The sequence below is a fragment of the Janthinobacterium sp. 61 genome (assembly GCF_002846335.1).
In the GTDB taxonomy this organism is placed as follows: domain Bacteria; phylum Pseudomonadota; class Gammaproteobacteria; order Burkholderiales; family Burkholderiaceae_D; genus Janthinobacterium.
In genome coordinates, this window is record NZ_PJMQ01000001.1 from 21,851 (window position 1) to 37,032 (window position 15,182).

The 15,182-nt window shown below is 55.7% G+C and carries 9 protein-coding genes, 2 tRNA genes and 2 rRNA genes; 7 read left to right on the forward strand and 6 right to left on the reverse strand.

Features of this window, described 5'->3' with window-relative positions:
- Position 1 precedes the first annotated feature (1 nt).
- The 3 genes from CLU92_RS00140 to CLU92_RS00150 all read right to left on the reverse strand — a co-directional run bounded on the left by CLU92_RS00140 (position 2) and on the right by CLU92_RS00150 (position 3,098).
- On the reverse strand, positions 2–562 hold the full coding sequence (locus tag CLU92_RS00140; RefSeq protein ID WP_101480224.1) for a DUF934 domain-containing protein: 561 nt from the start codon (positions 560–562) through the stop codon (positions 2–4).
- On the reverse strand, positions 555–2,243 hold the full coding sequence (locus CLU92_RS00145) for a nitrite/sulfite reductase (RefSeq protein ID WP_101480225.1): 1,689 nt from the start codon (positions 2,241–2,243) through the stop codon (positions 555–557). The genes CLU92_RS00140 and CLU92_RS00145 overlap by 8 nt, the downstream gene beginning before the upstream one ends.
- 81 nt (positions 2,244–2,324) lie before the next feature.
- Entirely contained in the window at positions 2,325–3,098 is a 774-nt protein-coding gene (locus CLU92_RS00150) for a sulfite exporter TauE/SafE family protein (RefSeq protein ID WP_101480226.1), read from the reverse strand.
- 161 nt (positions 3,099–3,259) lie between these two features.
- Here CLU92_RS00150 and CLU92_RS00155 point away from each other — a divergent pair, with 161 nt between their 5' ends.
- The 3 genes from CLU92_RS00155 to CLU92_RS00165 all read left to right on the forward strand — a co-directional run bounded on the left by CLU92_RS00155 (position 3,260) and on the right by CLU92_RS00165 (position 6,106).
- A complete protein-coding gene (locus CLU92_RS00155; RefSeq protein ID WP_034751505.1) occupies positions 3,260–4,201 on the forward strand; it encodes a CysB family HTH-type transcriptional regulator in 942 nt (313 codons plus the stop codon).
- Between the two features lie 61 nt (positions 4,202–4,262).
- On the forward strand, positions 4,263–4,913 hold the full coding sequence (locus CLU92_RS00160; RefSeq protein WP_101480227.1) for a class I SAM-dependent methyltransferase: 651 nt from the start codon (positions 4,263–4,265) through the stop codon (positions 4,911–4,913).
- Positions 4,914–5,107: 194 nt separating this feature from the next.
- Complete coding sequence (locus CLU92_RS00165; protein WP_101480228.1) at positions 5,108–6,106, forward strand: porin; 999 nt, start codon at positions 5,108–5,110, stop codon at positions 6,104–6,106.
- 49 nt (positions 6,107–6,155) lie between these two features.
- On the opposite strand, the gene CLU92_RS00170 is transcribed toward CLU92_RS00165, so the two are convergent.
- From CLU92_RS00170 to CLU92_RS00180, 3 genes are all read right to left on the reverse strand, one after another.
- On the reverse strand, positions 6,156–7,337 hold the full coding sequence (locus tag CLU92_RS00170) for a PAS domain-containing sensor histidine kinase (protein ID WP_101480229.1): 1,182 nt from the start codon (positions 7,335–7,337) through the stop codon (positions 6,156–6,158).
- Positions 7,338–7,495: 158 nt separating this feature from the next.
- Positions 7,496–8,254 carry a LytTR family DNA-binding domain-containing protein gene (locus CLU92_RS00175; protein WP_101480230.1) on the reverse strand — a complete coding sequence of 253 codons (759 nt, stop codon included), beginning with the start codon at positions 8,252–8,254 and terminating at the stop codon, positions 7,496–7,498.
- A gap of 63 nt (positions 8,255–8,317) precedes the next feature.
- Positions 8,318–9,610 (reverse strand): sensor histidine kinase, encoded by a 1,293-nt coding sequence (locus CLU92_RS00180; RefSeq protein ID WP_101480231.1) that lies wholly within the window; start codon positions 9,608–9,610, stop codon positions 8,318–8,320.
- A 575-nt stretch (positions 9,611–10,185) separates the two neighbouring features.
- Here CLU92_RS00180 and CLU92_RS00185 point away from each other — a divergent pair.
- The 4 genes from CLU92_RS00185 (at position 10,186) to CLU92_RS00200 (ending at position 15,111) form a co-directional block, all read left to right on the forward strand.
- Positions 10,186–11,716, forward strand: a 16S ribosomal RNA gene (locus CLU92_RS00185).
- A gap of 98 nt (positions 11,717–11,814) precedes the next feature.
- Positions 11,815–11,891, forward strand: a tRNA-Ile gene (locus CLU92_RS00190).
- 19 nt (positions 11,892–11,910) lie between these two features.
- A tRNA-Ala gene (locus CLU92_RS00195) sits at positions 11,911–11,986 on the forward strand.
- A 249-nt stretch (positions 11,987–12,235) separates the two neighbouring features.
- A 23S ribosomal RNA gene (locus tag CLU92_RS00200) occupies positions 12,236–15,111 on the forward strand.
- Together the 16S and 23S rRNA genes with 2 tRNA genes alongside form the textbook arrangement of a ribosomal RNA operon.
- Positions 15,112–15,182 lie beyond the last annotated feature (71 nt).

Below are 15,182 nucleotides of genomic sequence, written 5' to 3' on the forward strand. Positions count from 1 at the left end.
CTCAGATGCCGGCCGCGTTGTCGAGGTCAGGATTCTGGCCTTCGCGCTGGTGACGGCGGAACAGCGGCGATTTTTGATCCCATGAGGCCTGGTAGGTTTCCGAAAAGACAGATAAACCTTTCAGAGCGTCATGGATGCTGCGGTCCGGGCGCGTCGCATAGGCGTCAAAGCCGACACGGTGCATGGAAAACAGCTGGTCGCGCAGTACGTCGCCGATGGCGCGCAATTCACCCTGGAAACCCAGGCGGGCGCGCAGATTGAAGGCGATGGAATAGCCGCGGCCATCCGTGAATTTCGGGAAGTCCACACCGATGACAGGCAGTTGCGCCACGTCGGCGGCCAGTTCTTCCGGGCGCTCGTCGCTGGCCAGCCAGACGCCGATGTCGGGCAGGCGCGCCAGCAGGGTCTCGCGCTGGGCTTGCCACACGGGCAGGGGTACGATGACCTTGCCGGCAGGCACGACGACCGTTTCCGGCGTGTCGCCCTCATCGAGGCGCAGCAAGCCCCAGGAATTCGGCACTACGGCGGCGTTCTTGATGATTTCTTCGCGCACTTCAAACATATTCGTCTTCTCCCACCAGGTTGCCGACCGTGATCGGCGTTGCATAGACATGTTCCTTGAACGGCGCCAGGCCCAGGCGCTGGGCCGTATCGACAAAGCGCTCGCCTTCATGGCGGTCGCGCACGTAGACGTGCAGCAGGCGGCCAATGACTTCAGGCATCTGCAGGGAAGAGAACGATGGTCCGATGATCTTGCCGATGGCGGCGTTGTTGCCCTGCGCGCCGCCGATCGACACTTGATACCATTCGCTGCCATCCTTGTCGACGCCAAGGATGCCGATGCTGCCTACGTGATGGTGGCCGCAGGCATTGATGCAGCCGGAAATATTCAGTTCGATCTCGCCGATGTCATGCTGGAAGTCGATGCTATCGAAGCGTTCCGCGATGGCGGCCGCGATCGGCAGTGACTTGGCGTTCGCCAGCGAGCAGAAGTCGCCGCCCGGGCAGCAGATCATGTCGGTCAGCAAGCCGATGTTCGGTGTGGCCAGGCCGTGTGCCTTGGCTTCCTGCCACAGTTTGAACAGTTTCGACTGCTCCACGTCGGCCAGCACCAGGTTTTGCTCATGCGTCACACGCAGTTCGCCAAAGCTGTAGCGGTCGGCCAGGTCGGCCACGAAGTCGATCTGCTCGGCCGTTGCGTCGCCAGGCGGCACGCCCGTCTTCTTCAGCGACAGCACCACGGCCACGTAGCCGGGGCGCTGGTGTGGCTTGACGTTGCGCGCCAGCCAGTTCACATACGCTTTGTTGTCCGCGTGTTCCGCTTTGTAGTCGAGTTCCGGCAGGGCGAGGTAGGCGGGCGGATTGAAAAAGTCCGCCACGCGCTGCATTTCCTCCGCGCTCAATGTTTCCGGACCGTCTTTCAGGTCGACCCACTCGGCTTCCACCTGGCGCGTGAATTCTTCCACGCCGATGGCTTTCAATAAAATCTTGATGCGCGCCTTGTATTTGTTGTCGCGGCGGCCGTGCAGGTTATACACGCGCATGATGGCCTGGATATACGTCAGCAAATGCTGCCACGGTAAAAATTCGCGCACGACGCTGCCCAAAATCGGCGTGCGGCCCATGCCGCCGCCGGCCATCACCTTGAAGCCCACTTCGCCAGCCTCGTTGCGCACGGCCGTCAAGCCGATATCGTGCACGGCGATGGCAGCGCGGTCCTCTTCGGCGCCATTGATGGCGACCTTGAATTTACGCGGCAGGGCGATGAACTCGGGGTGGAAAGTGCTCCACTGGCGCAATACTTCCGCGTACGGTCGCGGATCGATGATTTCATCGGCGGCAACGCCGGCGTACGGGTCTGATGTTGTATTACGGATACAGTTGCCGGAAGTCTGGATCGCGTGCATTTCCACGGAAGCGAGGTCCGTCAGGATATCGGGAGTCTGTTCCAGCTCAATCCAGTTGAACTGGATATTCTGGCGCGTGGTGAAGTGGCCATAGCCGCGGTCGTACTTGCGCGCGATGTGCGCGAACATGCGCATCTGCTTGGCCGACAGCAAGCCGTACGGCACGGCGATGCGCAGCATGTAGGCGTGGCGTTGCATGTACAGGCCGTTTTGCAGGCGCAGCGGAATGAATTCCTCTTCCGTCAGTTCATTGGCGATACGGCGCGCAACCTGGTCTCGGTACTGGGCGATGCGCTCTTTGATGATGAGGTGGTCGTACTGATCGTAATGGTACATATCAATTCCTAAAAAAACCGGGGTACTGGAAGACTGCCTGGGATGATGTTCTTGATACTGCTCGCGTCACATGGTCGGTCATTAATAGATTAGCTTTACTGCCACGCCGGTCAAGGTCATCGCCAGCAGTACTCTTAAAAACTTTTCCGGCACGGAGCGGGCGACCCAGGAGCCGAGCGTGATGCCGGGCAGGGAGCCGACCAGCAAGGAGGCCAGCAATTCCCAGTGGATGGAACCAAGCCACCAGTGGCCCAGGGCGGCGATGGCCGTCAGGGGCACGGCGTAGGCGATATCGGTGCCCGCCACTTCGGCCGAGCTCATGCGTGGATACAGCATCACCAGCAGGGTAGCGCCAATGGCGCCGGCGCCGATCGACGACACCGTCACCAGCACGCCCAGCACGGCGCCGGCGATGATGGTCGCGGCGGCAAGCTTGTTGCCTTGTAATTGTTTCTCGGGGTGTGCATTAATCCAAGCCAACATGCGGCCCTTGAAGATCAGCGCCACGACGGTCAGCAGCACGGAGGCGGCGATCGAGTAACGGATGATCTGGCCGATTTCCGGCGACAGGGTGCCGAATGATTTGAGCGCCAGGGTCGACACGACGGCGGCAGGCAGGGCGCCGATGCACAGGCGCTTGACGATATCCCAGCGGATGGTGCCACGCAGGCGGTGCGTCAGGGTGCCGGCGCTCTTGGTGATCGAGGCGAACGCCAGGTCGGTGCCCACCGCCACGGAAGGCGGTACGCCAAACAGCAGGGTCAACAGCGGCGTCATCAGCGATCCGCCGCCCACGCCGGTCATTCCTACGAGTAATCCTACGGCAAATCCTGAGACTATATAAGACAAAGTCATGCTTGCACCCCCAAAGTACCCGCAATAGTAATAAACTTAGTGTTTATTCCAAACTACTTAGTACGCATTTGCTTATATGCGATATGCGTATATGCATGAACGCTAAAATCATGGGTGGGGCGGAAACTCGGCAAATCACGGCAATCTAGGGCAAACCAGCAATGAATCTCCATCAACTGCGCTTCGTGCGCGAAGCGGTCCGGCAGAACTATAACCTGACGGACGCCGCCAAGGCCTTGTTTACGTCGCAACCGGGCGTATCGAAAGCCATCATCGAGCTGGAGGAAGAGCTGGGCGTGGATATTTTTACACGCCACGGCAAGCGCATCCGCGGCTTGACGGAGCCGGGCCGCCTGGTGCTGGAATCGGTCGAGCTGATCATGCAGGAAATCGACAGCATGAAGCGCATCGGCAAGGAATTCGCGGCGCAGGACAGTGGCAGCTTTACCATTGCCACCACGCATACACAGGCGCGCTACACCTTGCCCAAGGTCGTGCAAGCGTTCATGCTGAAGTTCCCGAAGGTGAGATTGTCATTGCTACAGGGCAATCCGCGCCAGATCGCCGAGATGGTACAGCGCGACCAGGCCGATCTCGCCATTGCCACGGAATCGATCGCCGCCATCGATGGCCTGATTACCTTGCCCTGCTATCAATGGGAGCACGTGGTGGTGGTGCCGGTCGACCATCCGCTGCTCAAATCGAAGTCCGTGACCCTGGAAGAGATCGCCGCTTTCCCCCTGATTACCTATGACAGCGCGTTCGCCGGACGCAACAAGATCGACCACGCTTTCGTGCTGCGCGGCCTGAAGCCCGACATCTTGCTGGAAGCCATCGATGCCGACGTGATCAAGACTTATGTCGAGTTGGGCATGGGGATTGGTATCATAGCGGGTATGGCCTTCGATGCCGAACGCGACAAAGGCTTGCGCGCCATTCCTGTCGGCCACCTGTTCGGCATGAATGTGTCGCGCGTGGCCGTCAAGCAAGGCGCGTATTTGCGCAGCTATATCTATACCTTTATTGAGTTGCTGACGCCGACCTTGAACCGCAAACTCATCGAGCAGGCGATGAGTGGTGATAAAGAGCACTACGAACTATAACAATGCATGAAGTCGGCCGGGCGATGTGCCTGGCCAAGATTATTTAAGAAGAGAAGAAACAATGATTACCGATCAGCTTGCCAAATATTACGCCACCATCGCGCAGCAGTACGAGCGCGTCTATGACAAGCCCGAACGCCAGGAAGACCTGGAAGTGTTGCGCGACAAGGTTGCCGACGTACTGGAAGGCCACACCGTGCTGGAACTGGCCTGCGGTACCGGCTACTGGACGGAAGTGGTTGCCGGGTCGGCCGAGTCCGTGCTGGCGACCGATATCAACGATGAAATGCTGGCGCTGGCCCAGGCACGCGGCTTGTCCGACAACGTCACCTTCGCCAAGCTCGATGCGTTCAATTTGCCCGATGACTTGCTGGGCAAGTTCACGGCCGTGTTCGCCGGCTTCTGGTGGTCGCACGTCAAGCGCGAAGACCAGGACAAATACCTGAAGCAGTTGCGCAGCAAGCTCGGCAAGGACATCCTGCTGGTGCTGATCGACAATTCCTATGTCGATGGCAGTAGCACTGTCATCGCGCGCACCGATCTGGAAGGCAATACCCACCAGTTCCGCACGACGGATGGGGGCGAACGCTATGAAGTACTGAAGAATTTCCCGTCGGATAGTCATCTGCGCAAGAAGTTTGCCCACTCGGCCCGTGAAATCCGCATGAAGCGCCTGGAATACTATTGGCTGTTGAGCTGCCGCCTGAAGTAAGGCAGGAACGACAACATCCACCGCCCTCGGGCGGTTTTTTTTCGCCTGTTGTTTTTATGTGACACAGTATTGTGCCAAAAAGCAACATCTTGTCGATGTCATATTGTTGAAGTATTTCGTGGGCATGATTCGGTTCAGCAGCTAAGCAGCTCAGCAGCAGCTCAACTTGTCCAACCTAATGTAGAGAATCTCAAGTGAAAAAAATTACTCTGGCAGCATTGATCATCGGCACCTTTGCAGCAGCTACGGCGCAAGCACAATCGAACGTTACCGTATACGGCGTGGTCGATCTGGGCATTGCCAAGACCACGGGCGGTGCGTTGCTGGAACGTGAAAATCAGGCGTCGCGTATTGGTTTCAAGGGCACGGAAGATCTGGGTAACGGCTTGAAAGCCATTTTCAACCTGGAAAGCGAATTCAAGGCTGACACCGGTGCACAAGCAACCGCCAACACCCTGTTCGATCGCCAGGCATGGGTAGGCCTGACCGGTGACTTCGGTACCGTCTACCTGGGCCGTACCAAGGACCTGATCGACGGCACCCTGGCACGCGTCGATCCATTCAACACCTACGGCGTCATCGGCAAGATCAATGAGCCAGTCATGCGCGGCGGCCAGTCGCCAAACGGCGCGCAAGCCATTCCAAGCGCATCGGTCGTGGGCGCGTCGCGCGTCAGCAATGCCGTGACCTACAACAGCCCATCGTTCAGCGGCTTCGTCGTCAGCGGCCAATACGTCGCCAGCGAAATCAAGGATGCCGATTCGGGCTTCAGCGTGGTTGCCACGTATGACCAAGGTCCAGCCAGTGCACATGCCGGTTACCAAAAGAAAGTCCAGTCCGTTGCCAACGCAGCGGCTGAACCGAAGCTGTGGATTATTGGCGGCGGTTACAAATTTGGCCCTGCCAAAGTCACTTTTGATTACTCGAAAGCAGATACCGATGCCGCCGTTACCGGCGAATTCAAGAGCTACCTGCTGGGTCTGGCCTATGACATCGGCGGCGGCGCCATAAAGGTCAGCTACGTGAAACAGAAGCAAGACAGCAACACTGTCAGCGGCAAGGAAACGGCCAAGGCCTATGGCTTGGGCTACGACTACCCGCTGTCGAAGCGTACCGCCGTGTACGTGTACGGTGGCCGCGACCAGTTCAGCGAAAAATCGATGTATCAGCTGGGCATGACCCACAAGTTCTAAGCAAACATTTTTTGCCACGACAAAGGCGCCCGCGGGCGCCTTTTTTTTCTTATGACGTGGCTGTTTCCATCACTTCCGTCTGCATGGGCAGGGAGATGTCGATGCGTGTTCCGCCCAGTTTGTTATCGGCGCCGATATGGATGCTGCCGTTCAAGCCCCACACACGCTCGCGCATGCCCAGCAGTCCCAGGGCCGTGGCTTTTCCCAGCTCGTGTTCGGCAATGCCGCGGCCGTCATCCTGGATGGTAATCGCCAGCGAGGAATCGATGCGGTGCAGGGCGATGGTGATGTGGCTTGCCTCGGCATGGCGCACGATATTCGTCAGCGCTTCTTGCACGATGCGGTAGATGCTTGTGCTGCGCGCATCGTCGAGCACCAGGTCGGCCTCGTCGGCCAGCAAGTCAAAATGGATGGCGCGGCGCAACAGAAAGTCGTGGCGCAGTTTTTGTAGTGCAAAATACAATCCTCCTTCATCGAGCGCGCGCGGCCGCAGGTTGCTGGCGATACGCCGCAGTGAGGTGATGGCCGTCACCAGCAAGCCGTCCATGCTGCGCAGCAACGTTTGCAAGGACAAAGTCGTGTCCGTGTGCTGGCGCACCAGAGTCAGGTCGCCCCGCAAGGTGGCCAGCAATTGCCCCAGGTCATCATGCAGTTCGCGTGCGATATGCTTGCGCTCTTCTTCTCGGATCGATTGCAGTGCGCTCGACAATTCACGCAGTTGCGAAAAGGAGCGGGCCAGCTGTTCATGCATTTGCTGGCGCGCACTGATGTCGCGCACGATGATGGTAAACACGCTGCGACCATCTTCCTGCATGGCAGAGAGCGAACCTTCGAGCGGAAACATGGCGCCATCGCTGCGCCGCCCCGTCAAAGTGTAGTCGGTGGCGCGCCGGCCAGTCAGGCGCAGCCCTTGATTGATGTCGCTAAACGGCGGATCGCCATCGTGCTTGCTCAGGCTGCACAGGGTACGCAGGTCGCGCAGGATGTAGTGCCCCAGGCGCTTGCCCCGCATGCTGAGCGGCGTATCGTCGAACAATCTGGCTGCCGCCGCGTTCGCATGCAGGATGATTTGTCCGCTGTCGATGCTGATGATGGCGTCGCTGGCGCTGTCGATGATGGCCTGGCCACGCGCCTGCCGTTGCCGCCTGGCTTTTAGTGGAGGAAACAAGCACAGCAAAAGCACCGCCGCCATGCCCAGCGGCAGGATGCGCCGCAGGATTGGACTGGGCATGGGCTTCTCCTTGCGAACGTGAGCGAAGGCAGGCAAGACAGAGATGGGCAGGACTTCATATAGCCTATGCTTGTTGGGATGGCATGGCTTGATGTGGCGCAGTAAGGGGATAGAAGAGAACCATGCGCCGCGCCGGCCTGGGCCGGGCGGCGGGAAACTTACATTTGCTTGAACAGGTGCAAGAAGCTGCGGCTCACTTCGAGCTTGTCGGATTTGCCTTTGATGAGTACCAGGTGGCGGCCGCGGATGTCGCGTGTCACGCCTTCGATGGCATTCACGTTGACCAGAGTGGCGCGATGGATTTGCCAGAACAGCGAAGGATCGAGCTCTTCGGCCAGATCGCGCACGGGCTTGCGGATCAGTGCCTCATACTTGGCGGTTTGCACGCAGGTGTATTTCTCGTCAGAACGGAAAAATAAAATCTCTTCCACGGGTATCATGCGCAAGTCCTGGCCGATGCTGGCCTGTATCCATTGCAGGTAGGTGGGCTTGGCCGTGATTTTTTCCGCCAGCTGCGACAGCATCGCCGTGACGCTGCTGTTGACGTCCAGGGCCGGCTTGTTCAAGTGCGTTTTCAGACGTTCCACCGTTACCAGCAAGCGCTCATGCTCGGGCGGCTTGAGCACGTAATCGACGGCGCCCCGTTCGAACGCTTCGACGGCGTGGGTGTCGTAGGCCGTCACGAAGACGATATGCGTCTTGCTGCCAATAACTTGCGCCGCTTCCATGCCCGTCTTGCCCGGCATGCGGATATCGAGGAAGGCAAAGTCGGGTTTGAGTTGTTCCACCAGTTCAATCGCTTCGTCGCCATTCTTGGCTTCGCCGATGATTTCCAGTTCAGGCCAGGCTTGGCCCAGGCGCAGGCGCAGCTGGTCACGCATCAGTCTTTCGTCGTCGGCAATAATAGCGGTAGGCATAGGTCTCAAGTGTGAACAGGCGAAGATTGATTATTCAATGATTTAGCGTTTTTATCAACTGTCTTATTTAGACAGCAGATACGGTACTTCGATCACGGCGCATACACCGCTGGGCTGGTTGGGCGTGATGGTCAGGCTGCCCTGGTCGCCATGCAGCAGTTTCAGGCGTTCGCGGATGGTGGGCAAGCCCAGTCCCGTGCCATCGCTGGGTACCACGCCAAAGCCCAGACCGTCATCGGTGACGATAACGCGCAGCTTGCTGTGCGCCACTTCCGCCACGATGCGCAGGGTGCCGCCTTCCGGTTTGACTTCTAGGCCATGCTTGATGGCATTTTCCACCATTGATTGCAGCATCATGGGCGGGAAGGCGGCACTGCGCAGGCCGTCGGGAATCTGGAAATCGACGGTCAGGCGTTCTTCCATGCGCATTTTCAGCAGGTTCAGATAGGCTTGCACCATGTCCGCTTCACGGCCGAGGTTAGTAATCAGGGCATTGTCGCGCATTTGCGGCAGCACGGCGCGCAGATACTGGATCAGGCTGCGCTGCATCTTGGCCGCGCGCGGCGGGTCGGTCTGGATCAGGTGCTCGACGGAGGCGAGGGTATTGAACAGGAAGTGCGGCTCGACTTGCGCCTGCATCATCTGCATCTTCGCTTCGCTGAGCTGGCGCTGCATGGATGCGCGTTCGGCCGCCTCATTGGCCGTGACAGTTTCCGCTTCGGCGCGTTTCTTGCCGCCAACCAGTGCCTTCATGGCGAACAGGGCCAACACCAGCAAGGACACAAAACTCTTGAACCAGGTGGAAGCTTGCTGGTGGTAGCGCGACACTTTTTGCTCCGCCGCATCATCGACCGCTTCTTCGATGGCATTCGACAGTTCTTCGCCGATCTGTGGTGGCAATTCAATATGGACTTCTTCCCCTGAAGCGTTGGTCGTCACGGGGTAGCTGGGTTTGGCGGGGGCGGCCGGCGGTTCGGGCGGTGTCGGCGGCACCGCTTTTGCCTGCTCGTCCGCCTCGCTGGCATCGACCGGGTCGCTGGCGGCGTCGGTGGTGCTGCTGCGCCGGTTCTTGCTGTTACGGGGATTGAAATGGATGCCCGTATCGTCGATCAGGATATTGGTGTCCCCCGAGCCCTTGCTGCTGCGTTTGTGCGACTTGATGACAACTTCTTCGTCCGGGCTGGACGAGAACAGCTCATCTTGCAAAATGGAGCCGGCGATCAGGGCCAGCGCCGCAAACAGGAAAAATTTCCACCAAGACAGTTGGGTAACCCAGGTTGTCGTTGCGTCGAATGCCCGTTGCAACCAAGCGAGGATGGTTTTCAACAATTGGGGCAGGCTGGAAATCGGAAGCATGGGAGCACTTTCAAGTACAAGAGTTAATCGACGCAACGGGCAAGTTTAACCCCTTGTTGAGTAGCGTCAGAGTCTGATGTTGCCACTGTGCCTAAAGACCACGAACTACGCCAGTCGATTGCGACAGGCTGCACAAAAGGGCACTTGAAGTGAAGACCGGGCTTGCTGGGCGGCGAGGGCGGGAAAATAGCACTTGCGAGGAGTGCGGGGCGGGGCTATAATTCGCCCCCTCGCTGAACGACGCATGCAAATGCCGAGTAAGGTGAGAAAAAAGAAGGAGTTGACGGACGTAGCAAAATGCTTCATACTCTTCCTTCTTCGCAGCTGACAAACACAACGCTTTGTCGATAGCGCGAAAGCAGTGCCGAATACCGTTCTTTAACAATTAACAGTCGATAAGTGTGGGCATTTGATGTAAGTGCAGCAGTGATCTTCGGATCGCTGTAAAACTTAAAATATCAAATGTTCACAAGAAATAATGAAATAGGATACTTCTTCGGAAGTAGCCTGTCAGTTTTTTGAGTGAGCGACCCGTCGCAAGACGGTGCCAATAAAATGGCAAAGTAACAGAGATTAAACTGAAGAGTTTGATCCTGGCTCAGATTGAACGCTGGCGGCATGCCTTACACATGCAAGTCGAACGGCAGCACGGAGCTTGCTCTGGTGGCGAGTGGCGAACGGGTGAGTAATATATCGGAACGTACCCTAGAGTGGGGGATAACGTAGCGAAAGTTACGCTAATACCGCATACGATCTAAGGATGAAAGTGGGGGATCGCAAGACCTCATGCTCGTGGAGCGGCCGATATCTGATTAGCTAGTTGGTAGGGTAAAAGCCTACCAAGGCATCGATCAGTAGCTGGTCTGAGAGGACGACCAGCCACACTGGAACTGAGACACGGTCCAGACTCCTACGGGAGGCAGCAGTGGGGAATTTTGGACAATGGGCGAAAGCCTGATCCAGCAATGCCGCGTGAGTGAAGAAGGCCTTCGGGTTGTAAAGCTCTTTTGTCAGGGAAGAAACGGTGAGAGCTAATATCTCTTGCTAATGACGGTACCTGAAGAATAAGCACCGGCTAACTACGTGCCAGCAGCCGCGGTAATACGTAGGGTGCAAGCGTTAATCGGAATTACTGGGCGTAAAGCGTGCGCAGGCGGTTTTGTAAGTCTGATGTGAAATCCCCGGGCTCAACCTGGGAATTGCATTGGAGACTGCAAGGCTAGAATCTGGCAGAGGGGGGTAGAATTCCACGTGTAGCAGTGAAATGCGTAGATATGTGGAGGAACACCGATGGCGAAGGCAGCCCCCTGGGTCAAGATTGACGCTCATGCACGAAAGCGTGGGGAGCAAACAGGATTAGATACCCTGGTAGTCCACGCCCTAAACGATGTCTACTAGTTGTCGGGTCTTAATTGACTTGGTAACGCAGCTAACGCGTGAAGTAGACCGCCTGGGGAGTACGGTCGCAAGATTAAAACTCAAAGGAATTGACGGGGACCCGCACAAGCGGTGGATGATGTGGATTAATTCGATGCAACGCGAAAAACCTTACCTACCCTTGACATGGCTGGAATCCCGGAGAGATTTGGGAGTGCTCGAAAGAGAACCAGTACACAGGTGCTGCATGGCTGTCGTCAGCTCGTGTCGTGAGATGTTGGGTTAAGTCCCGCAACGAGCGCAACCCTTGTCATTAGTTGCTACGAAAGGGCACTCTAATGAGACTGCCGGTGACAAACCGGAGGAAGGTGGGGATGACGTCAAGTCCTCATGGCCCTTATGGGTAGGGCTTCACACGTCATACAATGGTACATACAGAGCGCCGCCAACCCGCGAGGGGGAGCTAATCGCAGAAAGTGTATCGTAGTCCGGATTGTAGTCTGCAACTCGACTGCATGAAGTTGGAATCGCTAGTAATCGCGGATCAGCATGTCGCGGTGAATACGTTCCCGGGTCTTGTACACACCGCCCGTCACACCATGGGAGCGGGTTTTACCAGAAGTAGGTAGCTTAACCGCAAGGAGGGCGCTTACCACGGTAGGATTCGTGACTGGGGTGAAGTCGTAACAAGGTAGCCGTATCGGAAGGTGCGGCTGGATCACCTCCTTTCTAGAGTTTGCACGAATCAGTAATGATTCACGCATCAAATGTTCACACTTATCGGCTGTTTAATTAAGAAGAAACAGTAGTCGTAGTAGTTCCGCGTTGGGGCTGTAGCTCAGCTGGTTAGAGCACCGTGTTGATAACGCGGGGGTCGTTGGTTCGAGTCCAACCAGCCCTACCAGCTAATTAGTAAAATCTCAGGGGGATTAGCTCAGCTGGGAGAGCACCTGCTTTGCAAGCAGGGGGTCGTCGGTTCGATCCCGTCATCCTCCACCAAGTTTTACTCGAAAGTGCAAACGTAAGCCGGTCAACAAGACTGTGGTTTAGGTTTGATCTTTTAGCGATCAAAGCTGTTTCGTTCTTTAACAATCTGGAAGAAGTAAAGATTATTTATTGATTGGTTTGCCGTAAAAAGCAAATCGATGGGTAATGATTGTATGTATCAACAAACAAGCAACAACGTTGTACTTTCTTATCCCTGTAGCGCTCTTTCATTATGCAAATAATGAGAGGCTAACGTTATAGGGACAAGCGAATAAGTGCACATGGTGGATGCCTTGGCGATTACAGGCGATGAAGGACGTAGTAGCTTGCGATAAGCTGCGGGGAGTGAGCAAACACACTTTGATCCGCAGATTTCCGAATGGGGCAACCCACCCTTTTAGGGTATTGCATACTGAATACATAGGTATGCAAGGCGAACGCGGCGAACTGAAACATCTAAGTAGCTGCAGGAAAAGAAATCAACCGAGATTCCCAAAGTAGCGGCGAGCGAAATGGGAAGAGCCTGTACGTGATAGTCGGACCGATAACAGAATCCTCTGGAAATAGGAGCCATAGCGGGTGATAGCCCCGTATGTGAAATTGGACCGGTGATACTAAGCGTACGACAAGTAGGGCGGGACACGTGACATCCTGTCTGAATATGGGGGGACCATCCTCCAAGGCTAAATACTCGTAATCGACCGATAGTGAACCAGTACCGTGAGGGAAAGGCGAAAAGAACCCCGGAAGGGGAGTGAAATAGATCCTGAAACCGTGTGCATACAAACAGTAGGAGCGGACTTGTTCCGTGACTGCGTACCTTTTGTATAATGGGTCAGCGACTTACATTCAGTGGCAAGGTTAACCGCATAGGGAAGCCGTAGAGAAATCGAGTCCGAATAGGGCGATCAGTCGCTGGGTGTAGACCCGAAACCAAGTGATCTACTCATGGCCAGGATGAAGGTGCGGTAACACGCCCTGGAGGTCCGAACCCACTAATGTTGAAAAATTAGGGGATGAGCTGTGGGTAGGGGTGAAAGGCTAAACAAACTTGGAAATAGCTGGTTCTCTCCGAAAACTATTTAGGTAGTGCCTCAAGTATCACCATCGGGGGTAGAGCACTGTTATGGCTAGGGGGTCATTGCGACTTACCAAACCATTGCAAACTCCGAATACCGATGAGTGCGAGCTTGGGAGACAGACGTCGGGTGCTAACGTCCGGCGTCAAGAGGGAAACAACCCAGACCGCCAGCTAAGGTCCCAAAGATTGGCTAAGTGGAAAACGAAGTGGGAAGGCTAAAACAGTCAGGATGTTGGCTTAGAAGCAGCCATCATTTAAAGAAAGCGTAATAGCTCACTGATCGAGTCGTCCTGCGCGGAAGATGTAACGGGGCTAAGCCAGTCACCGAAGCTGCGGATATATAGCAATATATATGGTAGGAGAGCGTTCTGTAAGCCTGCGAAGGTGTCTTGTAAAGGATGCTGGAGGTATCAGAAGTGCGAATGCTGACATGAGTAGCGATAATGGGGGTGAAAAGCCTCCACGCCGTAAGCCCAAGGTTTCCTGTTCAACGTTCATCGGAGCAGGGTGAGTCGGCCCCTAAGGCGAGGCAGAGATGCGTAGCTGATGGGAAGCAGGTTAATATTCCTGCACCGTCGTATGATGCGATGGGGGGACGGATCGCGGAAGGTTGTCTGACTGTTGGAATAGTCAGTTTCTGTCTCATAGAAGGCGCTTAGGCAAATCCGGGCGCGGAATTCAAGGGGATGGGACGAGTGAACTTGTTCACGAAGCAATCGGAAGTGGTTCCAAGAAAAGCCTCTAAGCTTCAGTCATACGAGACCGTACCGCAAACCGACACAGGTGGGCGAGATGAGTATTCTAAGGCGCTTGAGAGAACTCGGGAGAAGGAACTCGGCAAATTGGTACCGTAACTTCGGGAAAAGGTACGCCCCGGTAGCTTGATTGGTTTACTCCATGAGGGTGAAAGGGTTGCAATAAACTGGTGGCTGCGACTGTTTAATAAAAACACAGCACTCTGCAAACACGAAAGTGGACGTATAGGGTGTGACGCCTGCCCGGTGCTGGAAGATTAAATGATGGGGTGCAAGCTCTTGATTGAAGTCCCAGTAAACGGCGGCCGTAACTATAACGGTCCTAAGGTAGCGAAATTCCTTGTCGGGTAAGTTCCGACCTGCACGAATGGCGTAACGATGGCCACACTGTCTCCTCCCGAGACTCAGCGAAGTTGAAATGTTTGTGATGATGCAATCTACCCGCGGCTAGACGGAAAGACCCCATGAACCTTTACTGTAGCTTTGCATTGGACTTTGAACCAATCTGTGTAGGATAGGTGGGAGGCTTTGAAGCGGGGACGCTAGTTCTCGTGGAGCCAACCTTGAAATACCACCCTGGTTTGTTTGAGGTTCTAACCTTGGTCCGTTATCCGGATCGGGGACAGTGCATGGTAGGCAGTTTGACTGGGGCGGTCTCCTCCTAAAGTGTAACGGAGGAGTTCGAAGGTACGCTAGATACGGTCGGACATCGTGTTGATAGTGCAATGGCATAAGCGTGCTTAACTGCGAGACTGACAAGTCGAGCAGGTACGAAAGTAGGACATAGTGATCCGGTGGTTCTGTATGGAAGGGCCATCGCTCAACGGATAAAAGGTACTCTGGGGATAACAGGCTGATTCCTCCCAAGAGTTCATATCGACGGGGGAGTTTGGCACCTCGATGTCGGCTCATCACATCCTGGGGCTGTAGCCGGTCCCAAGGGTATGGCTGTTCGCCATTTAAAGTGGTACGTGAGCTGGGTTTAAAACGTCGTGAGACAGTTTGGTCCCTATCTGCCGTGGGCGTTGGAAATTTGAAGGGGGCTGCTCCTAGTACGAGAGGACCGGAGTGGACGAACCTCTGGTGTACCGGTTGTCACGCCAGTGGCATTGCCGGGTAGCTAAGTTCGGAAGAGATAACCGCTGAAAGCATCTAAGCGGGAAACTTGCCTTGAGATGAGATTTCCCAGAGCCTTGAGCTCTTTGAAGGGTCGTTCGAGACCAGGACGTTGATAGGCTGGGTGTGGAAGTGCAGTAATGCATTAAGCTAACCAGTACTAATTGCCCGTACGGCTTGTCCCTATAACCTTAGCAGGTACAGAGGATAAGACGGTACAACGTTGTGAGTTTGTTGATACTACTATTCATTACCC

Bases quoted from the DNA above. Each gene is read 5' to 3' on its own strand.
- CLU92_RS00140 (WP_101480224.1), bottom strand. From the start codon at position 562: ATGTTTGAAGTGCGCGAAGAAATCATCAAGAACGCCGCCGTAGTGCCG.
- CLU92_RS00145 (WP_101480225.1), bottom strand. From the start codon at position 2,243: ATGTACCATTACGATCAGTACGACCACCTCATCATCAAAGAGCGCATC.
- CLU92_RS00150 (WP_101480226.1), bottom strand. From the start codon at position 3,098: ATGACTTTGTCTTATATAGTCTCAGGATTTGCCGTAGGATTACTCGTA.
- CLU92_RS00155 (WP_034751505.1), top strand. From the start codon at position 3,260: ATGAATCTCCATCAACTGCGCTTCGTGCGCGAAGCGGTCCGGCAGAAC.
- CLU92_RS00160 (WP_101480227.1), top strand. From the start codon at position 4,263: ATGATTACCGATCAGCTTGCCAAATATTACGCCACCATCGCGCAGCAG.
- CLU92_RS00170 (WP_101480229.1), bottom strand. From the start codon at position 7,337: ATGCCCAGTCCAATCCTGCGGCGCATCCTGCCGCTGGGCATGGCGGCG.
- CLU92_RS00175 (WP_101480230.1), bottom strand. From the start codon at position 8,254: ATGCCTACCGCTATTATTGCCGACGACGAAAGACTGATGCGTGACCAG.
- CLU92_RS00180 (WP_101480231.1), bottom strand. From the start codon at position 9,610: ATGCTTCCGATTTCCAGCCTGCCCCAATTGTTGAAAACCATCCTCGCT.